14 protein-coding genes are annotated in these 16,312 nt (G+C 63.8%); 12 read left to right on the forward strand and 2 right to left on the reverse strand.

Annotated elements, in window-relative coordinates:
* Positions 1 to 94: 94 nt before the first annotated feature.
* Complete coding sequence (locus tag FNL14_RS14045; protein WP_142060998.1) at positions 95 to 796, reverse strand: GntR family transcriptional regulator; 702 nt, start codon at positions 794 to 796, stop codon at positions 95 to 97.
* Positions 797 to 1,019: 223 nt separating this feature from the next.
* On the opposite strand from FNL14_RS14045, the gene FNL14_RS14050 reads away from it, so the two are divergent.
* The 4 genes from FNL14_RS14050 (at position 1,020) to FNL14_RS14065 (ending at position 5,827) form a co-directional block, all read left to right on the forward strand.
* A complete protein-coding gene (locus FNL14_RS14050; protein WP_050055404.1) occupies positions 1,020 to 2,186 on the forward strand; it encodes a mandelate racemase/muconate lactonizing enzyme family protein in 1,167 nt (388 codons plus the stop codon).
* 94 nt (positions 2,187 to 2,280) lie between these two features.
* Positions 2,281 to 3,654, forward strand: coding sequence for a cation:dicarboxylate symporter family transporter (locus FNL14_RS14055; RefSeq protein ID WP_220126176.1), 1,374 nt, complete (start codon positions 2,281 to 2,283; stop codon positions 3,652 to 3,654).
* 110 nt (positions 3,655 to 3,764) lie between these two features.
* On the forward strand, positions 3,765 to 4,712 hold the full coding sequence (locus tag FNL14_RS14060; RefSeq protein WP_142061000.1) for a phosphoglycerate dehydrogenase: 948 nt from the start codon (positions 3,765 to 3,767) through the stop codon (positions 4,710 to 4,712).
* A gap of 35 nt (positions 4,713 to 4,747) precedes the next feature.
* Positions 4,748 to 5,827 (forward strand): tartrate dehydrogenase, encoded by a 1,080-nt coding sequence (locus tag FNL14_RS14065; RefSeq protein ID WP_142061002.1) that lies wholly within the window; start codon positions 4,748 to 4,750, stop codon positions 5,825 to 5,827.
* On the opposite strand, the gene FNL14_RS14070 is transcribed toward FNL14_RS14065, so the two are convergent.
* Complete coding sequence (locus FNL14_RS14070; RefSeq protein WP_181762635.1) at positions 5,814 to 6,572, reverse strand: lytic transglycosylase domain-containing protein; 759 nt, start codon at positions 6,570 to 6,572, stop codon at positions 5,814 to 5,816. The genes FNL14_RS14065 and FNL14_RS14070 overlap by 14 nt on opposite strands.
* Positions 6,573 to 7,463: 891 nt before the next feature.
* Between FNL14_RS14070 and FNL14_RS14080 the strand changes: the two genes are divergently transcribed.
* From FNL14_RS14080 to FNL14_RS14115, 8 genes are all read left to right on the forward strand, one after another.
* Positions 7,464 to 8,432: a helix-turn-helix transcriptional regulator gene (locus tag FNL14_RS14080; protein WP_370455860.1), complete on the forward strand. Its 969-nt coding sequence runs from the start codon at positions 7,464 to 7,466 to the stop codon at positions 8,430 to 8,432.
* 121 nt (positions 8,433 to 8,553) lie between these two features.
* Complete coding sequence (locus FNL14_RS14085) at positions 8,554 to 9,321, forward strand: SDR family NAD(P)-dependent oxidoreductase (RefSeq protein ID WP_142061004.1); 768 nt, start codon at positions 8,554 to 8,556, stop codon at positions 9,319 to 9,321.
* Between the two features lie 25 nt (positions 9,322 to 9,346).
* Positions 9,347 to 10,327, forward strand: coding sequence for an aldo/keto reductase (locus FNL14_RS14090; RefSeq protein ID WP_142061006.1), 981 nt, complete (start codon positions 9,347 to 9,349; stop codon positions 10,325 to 10,327).
* Between the two features lie 231 nt (positions 10,328 to 10,558).
* On the forward strand, positions 10,559 to 12,700 hold the full coding sequence (locus FNL14_RS14095) for a glycogen debranching N-terminal domain-containing protein (protein WP_142061008.1): 2,142 nt from the start codon (positions 10,559 to 10,561) through the stop codon (positions 12,698 to 12,700).
* Positions 12,701 to 12,898: 198 nt separating this feature from the next.
* Positions 12,899 to 13,393 (forward strand): DUF2199 domain-containing protein, encoded by a 495-nt coding sequence (locus FNL14_RS14100; RefSeq protein WP_142061011.1) that lies wholly within the window; start codon positions 12,899 to 12,901, stop codon positions 13,391 to 13,393.
* 42 nt (positions 13,394 to 13,435) lie between these two features.
* A complete protein-coding gene (locus tag FNL14_RS14105; RefSeq protein ID WP_142061013.1) occupies positions 13,436 to 13,771 on the forward strand; it encodes a PadR family transcriptional regulator in 336 nt (111 codons plus the stop codon).
* Complete coding sequence (locus tag FNL14_RS14110; protein ID WP_142061015.1) at positions 13,768 to 14,418, forward strand: hypothetical protein; 651 nt, start codon at positions 13,768 to 13,770, stop codon at positions 14,416 to 14,418. The genes FNL14_RS14105 and FNL14_RS14110 overlap by 4 nt, the downstream gene beginning before the upstream one ends.
* 772 nt (positions 14,419 to 15,190) lie before the next feature.
* Positions 15,191 to 16,231, forward strand: a complete 1,041-nt coding sequence (locus FNL14_RS14115) for an AAA family ATPase (RefSeq protein ID WP_142061017.1) — start codon at positions 15,191 to 15,193, stop codon at positions 16,229 to 16,231.
* Positions 16,232 to 16,312: the final 81 nt, after the last annotated feature.

Here is a 16,312-nt window from a genome sequence, read left to right on the forward strand (position 1 = left end):
ACATACCCAATCCCGACGTCGCCACCCACCCCGGGTGCCGACGTCGGGATTGCCGTGCCGAAATGACACTCGAACGGAGGTGGCCGCCGTGAGACTAGGCGGTCCTGTTCAGGGCCGGCGACTGATCGTTCTCGCGGTCTTCCAAGGCTCCCGTCGCTGCAGCTGTGAGGCTGTGGGCGATGTGAACCCTGGCAAGTTCAGCTGCGCGCGTCCCGTCCTGGGCAACGATGAGTTCAAGGATCTGGTGGTGCTGGTTCAGGTCAATCGTCCGGGGCTCATCGCCGGACGGCAGCTCGAGCCCGATACGCCGGTAGCGGTCGGACTTGTCCCACAGGTCATCAAGGAGCTTGATCATCGTGGTGTTGTGGGACGCGCTGTAAACGGCGCGGTGGAAGTCGCGGTGGGCGGTGATGGCGTCCTCGCCCCAGACCCGAGTGACCGGCAGCAGCTTTTCCGCAGCTATCCGGATGGCCTCAATGTCAGCGTCGGTCCGGCGGTATGCGGCCAGTTCGGTCGCTGATGGTTCCAGCGACAGACGGACCTCCAGCAGTTCGCGAGCCTCGGCGGCGCTCATGTCAGCCACGCGGGAGTCGCGGTGGGTGTCCATGATGATAAGGCCCTCACTGGAGAGCCGGCGGATCGCTTCGCGCAGGGGGGTGATGCTCATCTGCATGTTGTCAGCGAGTTCGTACTGGGAGATGCGCGACCCCGGGGCCAGGCTCCCGGAAAGGATCAGTTGGCGAAGTTCGCTGTACGCCAGACTGCCTTTACTCGAAAAGACGTTGGTGGTGTCCATCGCTGCTCCGCTTCTCTCATGGGGAAGTGGCGTCCCACTTCCTCGCGTGCAACATCTTATAAGAAATCCGGGCTGATAGCTTGTGCTGCCCGTCACTGATCCTCTACGCTTGAGCCAAGGTCTTATAAGATATTCGCTCAGCGCCACTCCCTCCCTTTAAGAGGAACAACGTTTAGCCCTCAGTCTTATAAGAAATAAGATCCCAGTGAAGAGAGATTCAAAGATGAAAATCGTTTCCGCCCATGTAGGCACCATTCCCATCAGTTCGTCGATCCGCAATGCCTTCATCGACTTCACCAAGATGGACTGCACCATCATTGCGCTGGTCAGCGATGTTTTCGTCGACGGAAAGCCCCTGGTCGGCTATGGATTCAACTCCAACGGCCGCTACAACGCGACTGCCATCCTGGAAGAGCGCATTCTCCCCCGCCTGCTCGACGCACCGTCGGAGGACCTTCTTGATGACGACGGCGGCCTCTCGCCGGAGAAGGCGTGGGACCTGATGATGTCCAACGAAAAGCCCGGCGGCCACGGTGAACGCTCGGTAGCCGTCGGCGTTGCAGACATGGCCCTGCACGATCTCGCCGCCAAAATCGCCGGCGTGCCGCTCTACCGCTGGATTTCGGACCACTACGGCGACGGCAACCCGGACAAGGACGTCTTTGTCTACGCCGCCGGCGGTTACTACGCGCCCGGCAAGAGCCTCGAGGACCTGCAGAACGAAATGCGGGGCTTCCTGGCCAAGGGCTATGACGTTGTCAAGATGAAGATTGGCGGCGCCGACCTCGCCGAAGACCTCCGCCGCATCGAAGCTGTCCTCGAGGTCCTCGACGGCGACGGCTCCCGCCTCATGGTCGACGTCAACGGCAAGTTCGACCTGGAAACAGCCCTTGAATACGGCAAGGCGATCGACCAGTACGGGCTGTTCTGGTACGAGGAAGTCGGTGACCCGCTGGACTACGCCCTGAACGCCACCCTCTCCGAGCACTACCGGAACCCGATCGCCACCGGAGAGAACCTGTTCTCCCTCCAGGACGCCCGAAACCTGATCCGCTACGGCGGCATGCGCCCGGACCGCGACTTCATTCAGGTCGACCCAGCCCTCAGTTACGGCCTTACCGAATACCGCCGGATCCAGGACATGCTCGCCCAGCACGGCTGGTCCTCGCGCCGCTGCATCCCGCACGGCGGACACCAGTTCTCCCTGCACATTGCCGCCGCCCTCAAACTCGGCGGCAACGAGTCCTACCCCGGTGAGTTCCAGCCCACCGGCGGCTTCACCGACGACGCTGTCATCGTCAACAGCCGCGTAGCCCCCGGCGACCTTCCCGGTATCGGCCTGGAAGGCAAGGCCGAGTTCTACAAGGTCCTGCGCGGGCTGCACGAGTAAGACCAGCTGTTCGTGCCCGGTCCCGGGCAGCACCACTGCCCGGGACCGCACCTTTCTTCCCACCCCAAGTCTGACGTGCAAAGGAGCACCCTAGATGTCGTCCCACACTGTTAAGAACCCGCAGCATTCCTCCCCGCCGCGGCAGCGCTCCAGGTTCGGGCGCCTGCTGCGCGAACTCTGGTTCCAAGTCGTCCTGGGCGCCGTCCTGGGCATCGCCGTCGGCTTCCTCCTGCCCTCGGTCGGCAAGCAGCTCACACCGCTCAGCGACTGGTTCATAGCCCTCGTGAAAATGATCGTCATCCCCGTGGTGTTCTGCGTCGTTTCCCTGGGAATCGCATCCATGGACAGCCTGCGCAAGGCCGGCCGCATCGGAGTGAAGGCGCTCGGGTACTTCGTCGTCCTCTCCCTCGTATCCATGCTTATCGGCCTGGTGGTCGCCAACGTCTTCAAACCTGGCGCAGGTATGAACATCGACCCGGACAAGCTGGACGCCAGCAAGGTCCCCGCCGCCGCCGGCAAAGGCTTCAACGGCCTCGAATTCGTCAACAACATCATCCCCGAATCCCTGTTCGGCGCCCTGACCGGCCACACGATCATCGCCGCCCTCATGGTCTCCATCCTGTTCGGCGCCGCGATGAACGTCTCCGGAGAATCCGGGAAATTCCTCACCAAAGGCATCCAGGCCCTCTCCGTGGTGATCTTCAAGATCGTCGGCTGGGTCATGCGCCTTGCCCCGATCGGCACCTTCGGTGCCCTGGCCGCCGTCGTGGCAAACTACGGCACCCAAAGCCTGCAGCAACTGGGCATCCTCGTCCTGCTGTTCACCGCCACCTGCATCGTCTACGTCCTCGTCATCCTCGGCACGATCGCCCGCGCCTGCGGAATGAACATCTTCACCGTCATGCGCTACTTCAAGGCCGAGCTCCTGATCGCCCTGAGCACCTGCTCCAGCGAGGCTGTCCTGCCGCAGCTGATCAAGAAACTCGAAAACATGGGCGTGGGCAAGTCCACTGTCGGCATCGTTATCCCCTCCGGGTTCTCCTTCAACCTCGATGGATCCGCCGTCTACCTCACCATGGCCTCAGTGTTCCTGGCCCAGGCCGTCGGCATGGACCTCTCCTGGGAACAGCAACTGGTCATGGTCGGCGTCATGATGCTCACCAGCAAGGGCACCGCCGGTATCGCCGGTGGCGCGTTCATCGTCCTGGCCAGCACCCTTAGTTCCGTGGGCGGCATCCCGCTCGCTGCCCTCGCCCTCATCGTCGGCATCGACCGCCTCCTGAACGAGGGCCGGGTGTTCATCAACGTCCTCGGAAACGCGATGGCCGCCGTCGTCATCGGTAAATGGGAAAAGGACTTCGATCCCGAGCAGGCCCGGAAGGCCCTGCACGCCGCAGGAAATAAGAAGAACGAAAATCAGGTCCGCACTCCGGAACCCGTGGAAGCCGACAAAGTCGACGCCCACTAACACCCGGAAACAACCGTCAGGGCCGCTGCGCAATCCGCGGCGGCCCTGACCCGCGTGGACCACCGTCCGCAAAAACTACCCGCATCCCACCTGACGAGGAACAACACACCATGGCCCTCCGCATACTGATCACCACTGATTACCTCCACGAAGGAGATGCCGTGGACCAGTTACTGCGCGACCATGGTCTGGAACCGGTCTACTCACCCTCGCAGGGGCCACGGGCCCCGGAGGAACGACGCGCGCTGTTCGACGGCGTCTCCGGCGCCATCCTCGCCAGCGAACCGGTCACTGCCGACATGCTCGCACAGGCCGCGGCGCTCAAAGTCATCGCCCGCAGCGGGGTCGGGTACGACTCCATCGACATCCAGGCCGCGACCGCACAGGGAATCAGGGTCTGCAACGCTCCCGGGACCAACCACCACTCAGTCGCCGAACTCACCATCGGACTGATCATCATGGCGGCGCGCCGCCTCTCCGAGGTCACCACCGCCGTCCGCCAAGAGGACTGGCCCCGCGAAGCCGGCCACGAACTGCGGGGCTCCACCCTCGGCATCATCGGCTACGGCCCGAGCGGGCGCGCTACCGCAAACCTGGGTGTCGCACTGGGCATGAATGTCCTGGTCAGCACCCGCCACCCCGACCCCGACAACACCGCCATACAGTTCGCCGATCTCGACACCGTCATCCGCGGCGCTGACTACCTCTCCTTGCACACGCGGGCAGGCCAGCACACCGGCCCGCTCATCGACGCCACCCGGCTGGAAGCGATGAAGCCCACCGCCGTCCTCATCAACACGGCCCGGGGCTCACTCGTGGACGAGAGTGCCTTGGCCAAGGCACTTCGGGACGGCACCATCGCCGGGGCTGCGCTGGACGTGCTCCAAAGCGAACCCCTCCCCAGCGACAGCCCGCTTCGAGGCCTGGACAACATACTCATCACCTCCCACCTCGCCGGACAAACCATCCAGGCTCGGACCCGGGCCGGCCTGGCAGCCGCGCAGGCGGTCATAGATGTCCTCGAAAACCGCGCACCGGCACATCCGGCCGACCGCTGACCCGAAAACCGCGAACAAATAGAGAAGGATCCCTGATGTCGAAACCACACCGCATCGCAGTCATTCCGGGCGACGGAATCGGCACCGAAGTCGTGCCCGAAGGGCTGCGCGTCCTGGACGCCGCGGCCTCAGCCTTTGACCTCAACCTCGAATGCGAGCACTTCGATTACGCCTCCGCGGACTACTACACCCGGTACGGCAAAATGCTCCCCGACGGATGGTTCGACCAGCTGAACCAGTTCGACTCCATCTTTTTCGGCGCAGTCGGGTGGCCTGACGTCGTCCCCGACCACATCTCGTTGTGGGGCAGTCTCCTGCAGTTCCGCCGTCACTTTGACCAGTACGTCAGCCTCCGCCCGGTCAAACTCCTCCGCGGCGTGCCCAGCCCCCTGGCCGGCCGCGTACCGGGCGACGTCGACTTCTACGTCGTGCGCGAAAACACCGAAAGCGAATACTCCAGCATCGGCGGGAAAATCTTCGAAGGCATCGACCGCGAAACCGTGGTCCAGGAAACCGTCATGACCCGCACCGGCGTGGACCGCATCCTCAAATACGCCTTCGACCTGGCGCAAAGCCGCCCCAAGAAACACCTGACCTCAGCCACCAAGAGCAACGGCATCTCCATCACCATGCCCTACTGGGACGAACGCGTGCAGGCCATGTCCGCTGCCTACCCCGAGGTCGATGTGGACAAGTACCACATCGATATCCTCGCGGCGAACTTCGTTATGCACCCGGACTGGTTCGACGTCGTCGTGGCCAGCAACCTCTTTGGTGACATCCTCTCCGACCTCGGACCGGCTTGCACCGGAACCATCGGCATCGCGCCCAGCGGCAATATCAACCCCGAACGAAAGTTCCCCAGCCTTTTCGAACCGGTCCACGGCTCCGCCCCCGATATCGCCGGCAAAGGAATCGCCAACCCCATCGGGCAAATCTGGTGTGCCGCGATGATGCTGGATCACGTGGGAGAAGCCGAAGCAGCCGCCGCCATTACCACCGCTATGGAGCCAGTGCTCGCCCGCGGACCCGAAACCCTCACACCCGACATGGGAGGCAACGCCACCACCGAAGAACTGGGCAAAGCGGTGGCCTCGGCGCTTACCGCACCGTGATTTCGCCTGTCATCGTGGCGTATTTCGTGGCCTGGTCACGAACTTGTTGAATGTAGGCGTCGGATTGGTTGTAGGCATAGATCGCCGCGGTCCACCCTTCCGCGGTTGTGAGGTCACGGCCGCGGGCACACAGATAGGTCGCCGCGCTGAGGGCCGCATCATCAATATTAAACGGATCCGCCGTTCCATCCCCGTTCCCGTCCTGGGCTACGAGCTGCCAGGTGGAAGGAATGAACTGCATTGGCCCCACCGCACGGTCCCAGCGGGCATCCCCGTCCAGGGCACCCTCGTCCGTGTCGGCGATCGCGGCGAATCCGGCACCGTCAAGAGCCGGTCCCACCACCGGACGGCTCACCTGCCCCGCAGCGGTCAGGCTGCCTCCGCCGTATGTTCCATGTGCTGTCTCGACGAAACCGAGGGCCGCCACGGTGTTCCAACCGATCCCGCACCCCGGGGCAGCAGCATCTACTGTCTCGGCCGCGGCAACGTACGCCCGCAGCGCGCGTTCGGGGATCCCGGTTTGCCCTGCAGCGCGGACAACCCAACCGGCATCCGGATTTCTGGTGACGTTCACGGCCGTGGTCATGCCGGAGGAAAGCATTTCGAGCTCAGCGCCGGCTCGCGGTGGTGGAGACATGACATGGCGTGTGTCCGCTCCGCGCTGCCCAAGCAACCAGAACAAGGCGGCGCTAGTGACACAAACCGCAAACAGGACAAGGACCACGAGGCGTCTGAGACCGAGCACCGACTAATCAAACCATTCAAACGACCCCCACCGTTGACACCAGGTTTAGCGGGCCCCTCGCGGTTACTACCTGCGTTTTCGGATCGTGGGGCAAAGCGGGCCTTCCGTCCACGATCACTGCAGCCCGCTCCCATGGCCGGTCTTCAAGTAGGAAGGGAATTTCTTCTTCTTCCCACTCCCTGTGCAGCTCTTCCTCTTCCTGCCCGTCCCGAGCCCGGAGTCGACGTCGGGCTTCAACGTTGTCGCACTGCACCCAAATCGAAGCGTCGATAAGGTTGGAGAGCGCTCGGCGTGATGATCCGCTCCCCTCCACCCACACCACCGAACGGCCGGCTGGTACAGCTATGGCACCTGGACGTTCTCGGGCCACCCAGCCCGGCGGACGATAATGGACTGCCTCACCTCTAAGCAGGGGCTCGAGGACGCCGTCGCGGAGTTCATCGCCCCAGTCAAAAAACGAGAGATGCCACGCTACATCATCCGTGTGGACGGCAGCTGAGTCCGGAACTTGAGCCAGTAGTTGCTCAACCAGGGTGGTCTTGCCTGACCCGCTCCGTCCATCTACCGCTACAATCCAGGGCCGGTTCGGAGGGTGCCGTACTGCTGGCAGCAGCCTCCGCACCAAGCCCTCCAGCGCCTCGGCTTGCCAAGGTCCCGCATCGGGTTCGCCGGCTTCCGGTTCAATATCCATTGACTCCTCAACTCCCCCAATATCGGATCCGTCCAAGCTGCCTAGTCTCGAGTTTCGAGAATCGCCCTGCTTAGCGCAACATCTTTTCGGGACCGCGGCTCCTTTGTCAGCCGCGGCGGTATGCCTGCAGAAATAGGCCTCTTGTGGGGGTGTCTGATGGACACTGCCACCGGCCGGTCAAGCTGCGTAGCGTGATGGGCGTGGACAGAAAAGAAGACATCCGGCAGTTCCTGATCTCCCGCCGCGCAAAGATCAGCCCGGACCAGGCCGGGCTCCCCAACTACGGGGAACTGCGACGGGTTCCGGGCCTGCGCCGTGAGGAAGTGGCACAACTGGCCGGGGTGAGCACCGACTACTACACCCGGCTGGAACGCGGCAGCCTCCGCGGCGTCTCGGACTCGGTGCTCGAAGCTGTCTCTTCGGCCCTTCAGCTGGACGAGGCCGAGCGCGCACACCTGATGGACCTGGCCCGGACCGCCAACACCCCCACGCGCCGGGTGCCCCGGCGGCCGGCCCAGCAGCGGGTCCGCTCCGGAGTGCTGCGCCTGCTGGACGGCATGACCGGGGTGGCAGCCCTGGTGCAGAACGGCCGCTCGGACGTGCTCGCCGCCAACCTGCTCGGCCGGGCCCTGTACGCAGACGTTTTCAACTCCACCGTGTCCTTCGGGCCGGACCTGCCGGGCAGGCTGCCGAACCAGGCGCGCTACCTCTTCCTCGACCCGGGCGCTGGCGACCTGTACCCCGACTGGAACGCGGTGGCCGCCACCACGGTGGCCATGCTCCGCTCGGAATCAGGCCGGAACCCGCACGACCGGGCACTGAACGAACTGATCGGGGAGCTCACCACCGGCAGTGGACAGTTCGCCGCCCTCTGGGCGGGTCATGACGTCCGGATCCACACCACCGGAACCAAGCGCTTCCACCACAAGGTGGCAGGGGACCTGTCCCTGCAGTTCGAGACGCTCCACCTGCCCGGCGATGAAGGCCAGACCTTCTTCACCTTCACCGCCGAGCCCGGCTCCGCCTGCGCCTCCGCGCTGGCATTCCTCGCCAGCTGGGCGGCACCGTCCACCACTACGGACGCAGAAGACGAAGCCGCCAAAGCGCCCGCTCCCAGGCACAGCCCCTCCATCCAGGCCTTGAAAAAGGCCGAACAGGACCCTGACTAAAAAGGCCAGCGCCTTCACCGTAAGAGCTCTACAAACCCCACAAGCCAGGCAACCCGCGTTCAGCGGGCTCTGCTGACGCCTGCCCAAATCCAGCCAGAACCCCATGAAAAGAGAACAACCAATGACAGCAAAACTGACCGGAACTGTTGCCCTGGTCACCGGTGCGAGCAGCGGCATCGGTGATGCCACCGCCCGTGCCCTCGCCGAGCAGGGGGCGTCGGTCGCCGTCGTCGCCCGCCGGAAGGACCGACTGGACACGCTGGTGGCCGAGATCGAGGGTGCCGGCGGCACCGCCTACGCTGTTCCAGCTGATATCACGGACCGAAGCCAGGCCGAACAGGCCGTTGCAGAGGTGGTCAACCAGTTCGGCCGGCTGGACATCCTGATCAACAACGCCGGGCTGATGCTGCTCGGAACCGTCGTTGATCAGGAGGTCGACGAGTGGGAGCGGATGATCGCCGTCAACCAGAACGGTCTGCTCTACATGACGAAGGCGGCACTGCCGCACCTGCTGGCTGCAGCGGACGACGAACTGCGCGGCGTCGCGGACATCATCAACATCTCCTCGATCGCCGGCCGGCAGGCATGGGCGAACTTCGCCGCGTACAACATGACGAAGTTCGGCGTGAACGGATTCACCGAAGCGCTCCGCCAGGAGATCACGAAGAAGCACATCCGGGTCGGCCTACTCGAGCCCGGCGCCGTCGAAACAGAACTGATCTCACACAACAACGACACCATCAAAAGCGACCTCGCCGTCTCAGACGCGAAGAACATCCCCGAGAAGCTGCAGCCGGAGGATATCGCCGAGAGCATCGCCTACATGGTCACCCGTCACCGCCGCTCCTCCATCGCCGAACTGTGGGCCATGCCCACCTCCCAAGCCTGAGAAACTCACCGAAGGAATACCCAGTATGAAGAACGCACGCCTCCGGGACCTGGAAGTCTCCCGCATCGGCCTCGGCGCCATGACCATGGCCGGAACCTACACCAGCGAAGGCGCCCTGGATAACACCGAATCGATCCGCACCATCCACCGTGCACTCGAACTCGGTGTCACCCACATCGACACAGCGGAGATCTATGGGCCATTCCTGAGCGAGGAAATCGTGGGCCAGGCCATCAAGGGACGCCGTAACCACGTGAAGATCGCCACGAAGTTCGGCCTCGTCTCCCACTCAGGCGGAGGACCCGGCGTGATCGACAGCAGCGCGGCGAACATCCGCACCGCCGTCGAGGGGTCCCTGAAACGACTTGGCACCGACCATATCGACCTCTACTACCAGCACCGGGTCGAACGGAACACCCCCATCGAAGAGACCGCCGGGGCCGTCGCGGACCTGATCACCGAAGGCAAGGTACTGCACTTCGGCCTGTCCGAAGCGTCCCCGGACACCATCCGCCGGGCCCACGCGGTGCAACCCGTCACGGCGCTGCAAACCGAGTACTCGCTGTGGACCCGCGACGTCGAAGACGAGATCCTGCCGCTGCTGCGCGAACTGGGCATCGGCTTCGTCCCCTACTCACCCCTCGGACACGGCCTGCTCACCGGGCAGATCCGCACCGTGGAGGACTTCGCCGACGACGACTGGCGCAAAACCAACCCCCGCTTCACCGGTGACAACTTCGTCCGCAACCTGCGCATCGTCGATGAAGTCCAGAGCATCGGCGCGGAAATCGGTGCCACCCCAGCCCAGACAGCCCTGGCCTGGTTACTGACCCGCGGCGCGGACATCGCCCCGATCCCCGGCACCCGCCGCGTCTCCCGTGTGGAGGAAAATACAGCAGCCGACGGCGTCGAACTCACCGCAGACCAACTCGAACGCCTCAACGCACTCCAACCCGCAGCCGGAGCCCGACACGACGACGCCAACATGGCCTCGATTGACGCCTGACCCTTCAGACAGGACACGGTAGCCACCCGGCGGCCCCTGAACCTCGTCGACGCACACCGCCATCCCAATCTCACTCCAACACAAAAGCGTAGGCAGCCGTCACTGTTGCCTCCTACCGTCCAAAGGCCTGCAGGCGTAGCGTCTTTTGCAATGGAGTAAGGCAGCGGTCGACGGCGGGCCCCGAGTCGGAGGGCACCGCCCCTGCCTTGAACCGTCAAAAAGGAGACCGGGATGGCTGGATGGAATGCCGATACGGCTGCTGGGCCGGTGGGGGCCGGCACGGTCACTTTGGTGGAGGGGCCTTCCTTCTGCATTTCGTCCGCGAATGGAGACATCCACCCGGAGCATCCGCACGGCGTTTTCCATGAGGACACCCGCATCCTGTCGCGCTGGAACCTGGCAGTCAACGGGCAGGTCCTGGAGCCGTTGACAGCATCAACGCAGGAACCCTACCGGGCCTTGTTCATTGGCCGCGTTCCCCGTTCGGACGGTTACGCGGACAGTCCCATGATTGTGGAAAGACTGAGGGAGGTTGGTGCCGGCATCCGTGAGGAAATCACCATCCGGAACTACTCTTCGGAGGCCGCTGACTGCAGAGTCTCGCTCACTGTCGAATCGGACTTTGCGGATCTTTTTGAAGTGAAAGAGGCGCGCGTCGAACGGCACTGGGCACAATCCCGCCGCCTGGAGGGCGACTCCCTGACCATCAGGGGCGCGTGGCAGGACGTCCGGAAGGCCGTCGTCGTCAACGCTGGCGGCGCCGAGGTGACCACCGAGGGCGTGACGTACCGGGCGGTCATCCCAGCGCACGGTCAGTGGAGCACCCTTCTGACGGTGGTGCCGACCACGAACGGCGCGCGACCGGCGTCGTTCGTCCGTCCGCTGAGCGGTGAGCTATCCCCCAGCGACCGCCGCCGCCAGGAATGGGTGGCAAAGATTCCCAAACTGCATATCGGAAACCGCTCCATCGAGCGGACCCTCCGGCGCAGCTACGATGACCTGGGCGCGCTCCGCATCGAGGATCCAGCCCATCCGGAGCGGATTGTCGTGGCCGCCGGAGCGCCGTGGTTCATGACCCTTTTCGGCCGGGACGCGCTGTGGGCATCCGAAATGGCGCTGCCCGTGGACCCTTCCCTGGCACTTGGCACGCTGCAGACGCTGGCCGACCGCCAAGGCACCGTGGTGGATCCCATGAGCGAGGAGGAACCCGGGAAAATCCTGCACGAGGTGAGGCTCGGCGTGTCCGGCGGGCTGGCATTGGGTGGAAAATCCGCCTACTACGGCAGCGTCGACGCCACTCCACAATTCGTGATGGCCGTGGCCTCAGTGAGCCGTTGGGGCTTTGCCAAGGACACCATCGCCGCGCTGCTGCCCCACGCAGACCGCGCACTGGACTGGATCAGGTCATATGGCGACAAAGACGGCGACGGGTTCGTCGAATACAAGCGCCTCAACGATTCCGGCCTTATCAACCAGGGCTGGAAGGACTCCTGGGACGGCATCAACTTCGCGGACGGCCGGCTTGCCGAACCCCCCATCGCCCTCTGCGAAGCCCAGGCACTGGCCTACAGCGCTTTTTTGTCGCGGGCATGGATGGCGTTCGACGCCGGGGACGAGGCCTTGGCTGCCCAGCTCACGGGTGAAGCAGCCCAGTTGAAGAAGAGGTTCAACGAAGAGTTCTGGATGCCTGAGCGCGGCTACTTCGCCATCGCGCTCGACGGCGAAAAACGGCAGGTCGACGCGTGCGCATCGAACATGGGACAGTGCCTGTGGCACGGCATCGTGGATGAGGACAAGGTACCTCAGGTAGCGGAACGGCTGATGTCCCCCGAGATGTTCAGTGGCTGGGGCGTTCGAACCCTCGCCAGCGACATGGGGGCTTACAATCCCGCCAGCTACCACAACGGCTCGGTCTGGCCGCATGACAACGCAATCATTGCCGCCGGGCTCATGCGCTACGGCTTCGTGGAGGAGGCGCAGCGGATCGCCACGGCCCTGTTCGAGGCGGCCGACTACACCGATGGCCGCCTCCCCGAACTTTTCTGCGGGTTCAGCCGTGACCAGGTTGCCGAGCCCGTCCCCTATCCCACTGCCTGCTCGCCACAGGCCTGGGCAGCGACTACCCCGATCATGCTCGTGACGAGCCTGATGAGGTACGACGCCCATATTTCCCGCGGCGGCCTCTGGATGGATCCGGCACTTCCCGTATCATACGGCGACCTCCACATCACCAATGCGCCCATGGCCGGAGGCCGGATCACCATCGACATCAAAGGGTCCGAACCCTCCGTGCAAGGGCTGCCCGAAGGTATAGCATTCCATCGCGACCACCGCCCCTGGCTGACGGAGCTGATCAAACAGGCCGGGCTGTAAACCTCCACAAGTCGCTTTTGTATGCTGCAGACGTGCGGGTATCGAACGACGACGGCGGTCCAGTCGTCCGCGCTGACGTCACCATAGATTCACTCGCGGGGGAAGCTGGGTTATCGTGCCGCTGCTCCCTGTCCGACGGCGGGACGCCCGGTTCCGACTCCACGTAGACTCGCCTTTAAACTGGGACTTGGGGGATCAATGATTGAGAACAAGCACACGTGTGCCATGTGCGGGCGGGCTACAACTGCGCACGACAGGGACGTCCGCTTCCGGCTCCCGGACCCGGTCCTGAATAGCCCCGAACAACACCGCGCCGAGGACAGCTGGCTGAGCGACCCGGACCCCAACCAGGCGACACTTATGCAGATCCCCTACATCAGCCCGTTCGTCCGGGCTCTGCTCCCCGTCAAGCTTGAGGGCGGGCACGAACTACGCTTCGGAGTCTGGATCGCGATTCACCCCGAAGACCTCCAGAATGCTTGCAGGGTTTGGAATGCGCCCGAGTACAGCGACCTGAAGCTGACCGGCTACCTTGCGAACAAAATTGAGCCCTGGGGCCTCTACAAGGTCCCCGTGAACCTCGCCGTGCTAAACCCGGACCACACCCCCTACTGCGTCTCCAGCTCGGATCAGGAGCTGAACGACGTGCTCACCCTGGAGTGGCCGCACGACATCCTCGCTTCCCTGCCGTGAGACATCAGTTGACTTCTAAATCTATATAGCTAGATTTAAAACATGGAGAACTTAGGGCGTGTCACGCCCGCCACCGCGCTGGTCCTGGATGCCCTGCTGTCAGCCGACACTGTGTGGGGGCTGCAGATCGTGAAGGACGTCGGCAAGAAACCCGGTACTGTCTATCCGATTTTGGATCGACTCGAAGTTGCCGGGTGGATCCAGGGTGAATGGGACTCCACCCAGGATCGCAAGGGGCCGCGCCGGCGCTACTACCGGCTGCTCGCTGAAGCCCGCCCACTGGCACAGGTCTATGTGAACACGCATCGGGCCAAGGTCCGGACGACTGCGGCCAAGCCCTCGCCCGCAACGTTCGAGGGCAAGTGGCAAGGGGCATGAGGTTCACTGAGGCGGTCCTCGCTGTGCCCGTGGCCTTGACCCCGGTCCGATTCAGGGAAGTTCGCGAGGAACAGTGGCGGGCCGACCTGCGTGACGGGCCGGTCATCGGCATCTCCGCGGGTTCGCTGCTTTTCGGAGCTCTGTGCTCATCGGCAACGGCAAGGACCTCCGAGTTGCTTCATCGCGGCGGCATGCTGCTGTCGCACATCAAAAAGGGGGAAAACATGAAACGAGTACTGGGCATAGCCGGTGCGGCTGCGATCCTGGCCGGCGGCGCCGTCGTCGGCCTTCAAACTGGCTACTCCAATGAGACGCCGGTGGCTCGAACGCCTGTGGCAGATCGTCCAATAGAGGGCTACGAAGGCTGGTGGAACTCCACCCCTGTTCACGGAAGCGCAGCAGGCCTTCCGAAAGAAACGGTGACCGTGAACACCCGTACCGGCCAAATTGTTGATGCTTTCAACAGGGCGAAGAACAGCACGCTCATTTCAGATGTTGACTACAACCTCGTCCCCGACCCGGGTTGGCCAGCCAACTCCATAGTAATCATCGACACCACGACTGGCATGGTCATCGAGGACTTCCTGGTCGACGAGCGGGGCGTACCCCTTGATGAAGGCGTGCGGCCTCTCGACGCCGCAGGGTAGGGGTCTCCCGATGTGCCAGGACTGCTCTCCGTGGACGTTCGCCGATCTCCCCGGCTGACTCTCGGCCACGGGACGGACGCCTACGTCCCCTGGCATGCTTTTACCCGGGTACTCGGGGGCTTGCCAATTCAATCCTAAGCATGCTTATTATGGATGCAGTCGGATGGGGATTTGGCTGCGAGGGGAATCGAAAAGGGTGCGCTCAGCGAACGGGGCGCACCTTTTTCGTGCCCTCACGTCTTTCCACCAGCATTGGTCCCTGCTTGTGCAAATTCCGGCCCTGATGATGCGAGTTGCGTCCGGGAATCAAAGCGGCACGGTCCTAGACTTTCGGCATGCACCCCTTAGTAGCAATCGGCCTGGTGTTCCTCGCCGCGATTGCCTGGACGGTTACTATCCTGACAATGCTGATTGTTCTGGTCAAAGCCCGAAGCCGGCCGCCAGCCGAAGTCAGACGCGCAGTCCAGAGTGTGGAGGTCCAAAGCTCGGATGAAAGGGCGGCTTAGACATAACTGGATGCCATCTGGTCCAGGCCTGGTCATCATCGGCATGCCGCTTCTCGAGCAGGACCTATAGAAGATTCCGGGCGAGATCCATGAGATTTATGGAGCCCCGCGCCTCCACCGTAGGAGCCGTCATCCCTCCATGGCGTTCCCGGGCGCTGACAGGATCGCGGCGAGGGAGTGCATGCCCTGGCCTAGGGCCAAGAGGTAGTTGATACTGGTGAGGCCAACCCCACCCCGGGCTGGGAATCGAGTACTACAGTGGAGGCATGGCTCCCAGCCGTCATCCGCTCGATGATCTGCGCGAAACAATCGGACACCTGGCCGATCAGCTCAAGCTGCCCACATCGGAGCGCGTCGACGACCTGGTCGGCGATCTCATCGGCGCGCGGCCCGGGCCGGCCCGGCCGCTGTCCGAAGTGCAGGCCGAGCTCGATGCGCTGGTCGGACTGGAGACCGTGAAGGAACAGGTGCGGGCCCTCGTTGCCCTGCTCCAGGTCCAGGCCCGCCGCAAAGCGCACGGCCTGCCTGAGGTGGCCACATCACAGCATCTGGTGTTCCTCGGAAACCCGGGCACGGGCAAGACCACCGTGGCGCGGCTGCTGGCCGAGATGTACCGTGCGGTTGGTCTGCTGCAGAAAGGCCATCTGGTCGAAGTCGACCGTTCGGGCCTGGTGGGGCAGTACGTCGGAGCGACCGCCATCAAGACGGACCGGGTGATCCGGCGAGCGCTGGACGGCGTCCTGTTCATCGACGAGGCCTACGCGCTGTCCCCGGAGGACGGCCGGATGGACTTCGGCCCCGAGGCGATCGAGGTCCTGCTCAAGCGGATGGAGGACCACCGTCACCGCCTGGTCGTGATCGTGGCCGGGTACCCGCGGCTGATGGAGTCCTTCTTGCTTTCGAACCCCGGGCTGCGCTCCCGGTTCGCCCGCGAGATTACATTCCCCGACTACTCCGTCGACGCACTCCAGACGATCTTCCAGCAGATGCTGGCCCAGCACGAGTACATACTGGAGCCGGGTGCCGACCAGGTGCTGCGCCGCATCTTCACCGGTCTCCACGCAGGCGAGGACTCCGGCAACGCACGGTTCGCGCGCACGCTGTTCGAGCAGGCGCTCAACCGCCAGGCGCTGCGGCTGTCCCTCGACAAGGAACAAAGTCTCGATGCGCTCGATCGTGAGGCCGTCATGACGCTCACCGCCGACGACATTGTCGAGGCGGCGCTGGCCTTGGGCGAGGAGCCGGAACCAGAACCGACGCCGGAACCGGAACCGGAGCAGCCACGCTGGTGGCGCTGGCTGGTCTGACGGATCCGCGGAGGCTGTCAGGCGAATGGTGGCGGAGTATCTCGCCCCGCGCCTATGTCAGCGCCCGGCGTCCGGACCTCC

The organism is Pseudarthrobacter sp. B4EP4b, assembly GCF_006680095.1.
GTDB lineage: Bacteria > Actinomycetota > Actinomycetes > Actinomycetales > Micrococcaceae > Arthrobacter.

Bases quoted from the DNA above. Each gene is read 5' to 3' on its own strand.
- FNL14_RS14100 (WP_142061011.1), top strand. From the start codon at position 12,899: ATGATTGAGAACAAGCACACGTGTGCCATGTGCGGGCGGGCTACAACT.
- FNL14_RS14065 (WP_142061002.1), top strand. From the start codon at position 4,748: ATGTCGAAACCACACCGCATCGCAGTCATTCCGGGCGACGGAATCGGC.
- FNL14_RS14095 (WP_142061008.1), top strand. From the start codon at position 10,559: ATGGCTGGATGGAATGCCGATACGGCTGCTGGGCCGGTGGGGGCCGGC.
- FNL14_RS14060 (WP_142061000.1), top strand. From the start codon at position 3,765: ATGGCCCTCCGCATACTGATCACCACTGATTACCTCCACGAAGGAGAT.
- FNL14_RS14085 (WP_142061004.1), top strand. From the start codon at position 8,554: ATGACAGCAAAACTGACCGGAACTGTTGCCCTGGTCACCGGTGCGAGC.
- FNL14_RS14105 (WP_142061013.1), top strand. From the start codon at position 13,436: ATGGAGAACTTAGGGCGTGTCACGCCCGCCACCGCGCTGGTCCTGGAT.
- FNL14_RS14115 (WP_142061017.1), top strand. From the start codon at position 15,191: ATGGCTCCCAGCCGTCATCCGCTCGATGATCTGCGCGAAACAATCGGA.
- FNL14_RS14045 (WP_142060998.1), bottom strand. From the start codon at position 796: ATGGACACCACCAACGTCTTTTCGAGTAAAGGCAGTCTGGCGTACAGC.
- FNL14_RS14055 (WP_220126176.1), top strand. From the start codon at position 2,281: ATGTCGTCCCACACTGTTAAGAACCCGCAGCATTCCTCCCCGCCGCGG.
- FNL14_RS14110 (WP_142061015.1), top strand. From the start codon at position 13,768: ATGAGGTTCACTGAGGCGGTCCTCGCTGTGCCCGTGGCCTTGACCCCG.
- FNL14_RS14050 (WP_050055404.1), top strand. From the start codon at position 1,020: ATGAAAATCGTTTCCGCCCATGTAGGCACCATTCCCATCAGTTCGTCG.
- FNL14_RS14090 (WP_142061006.1), top strand. From the start codon at position 9,347: ATGAAGAACGCACGCCTCCGGGACCTGGAAGTCTCCCGCATCGGCCTC.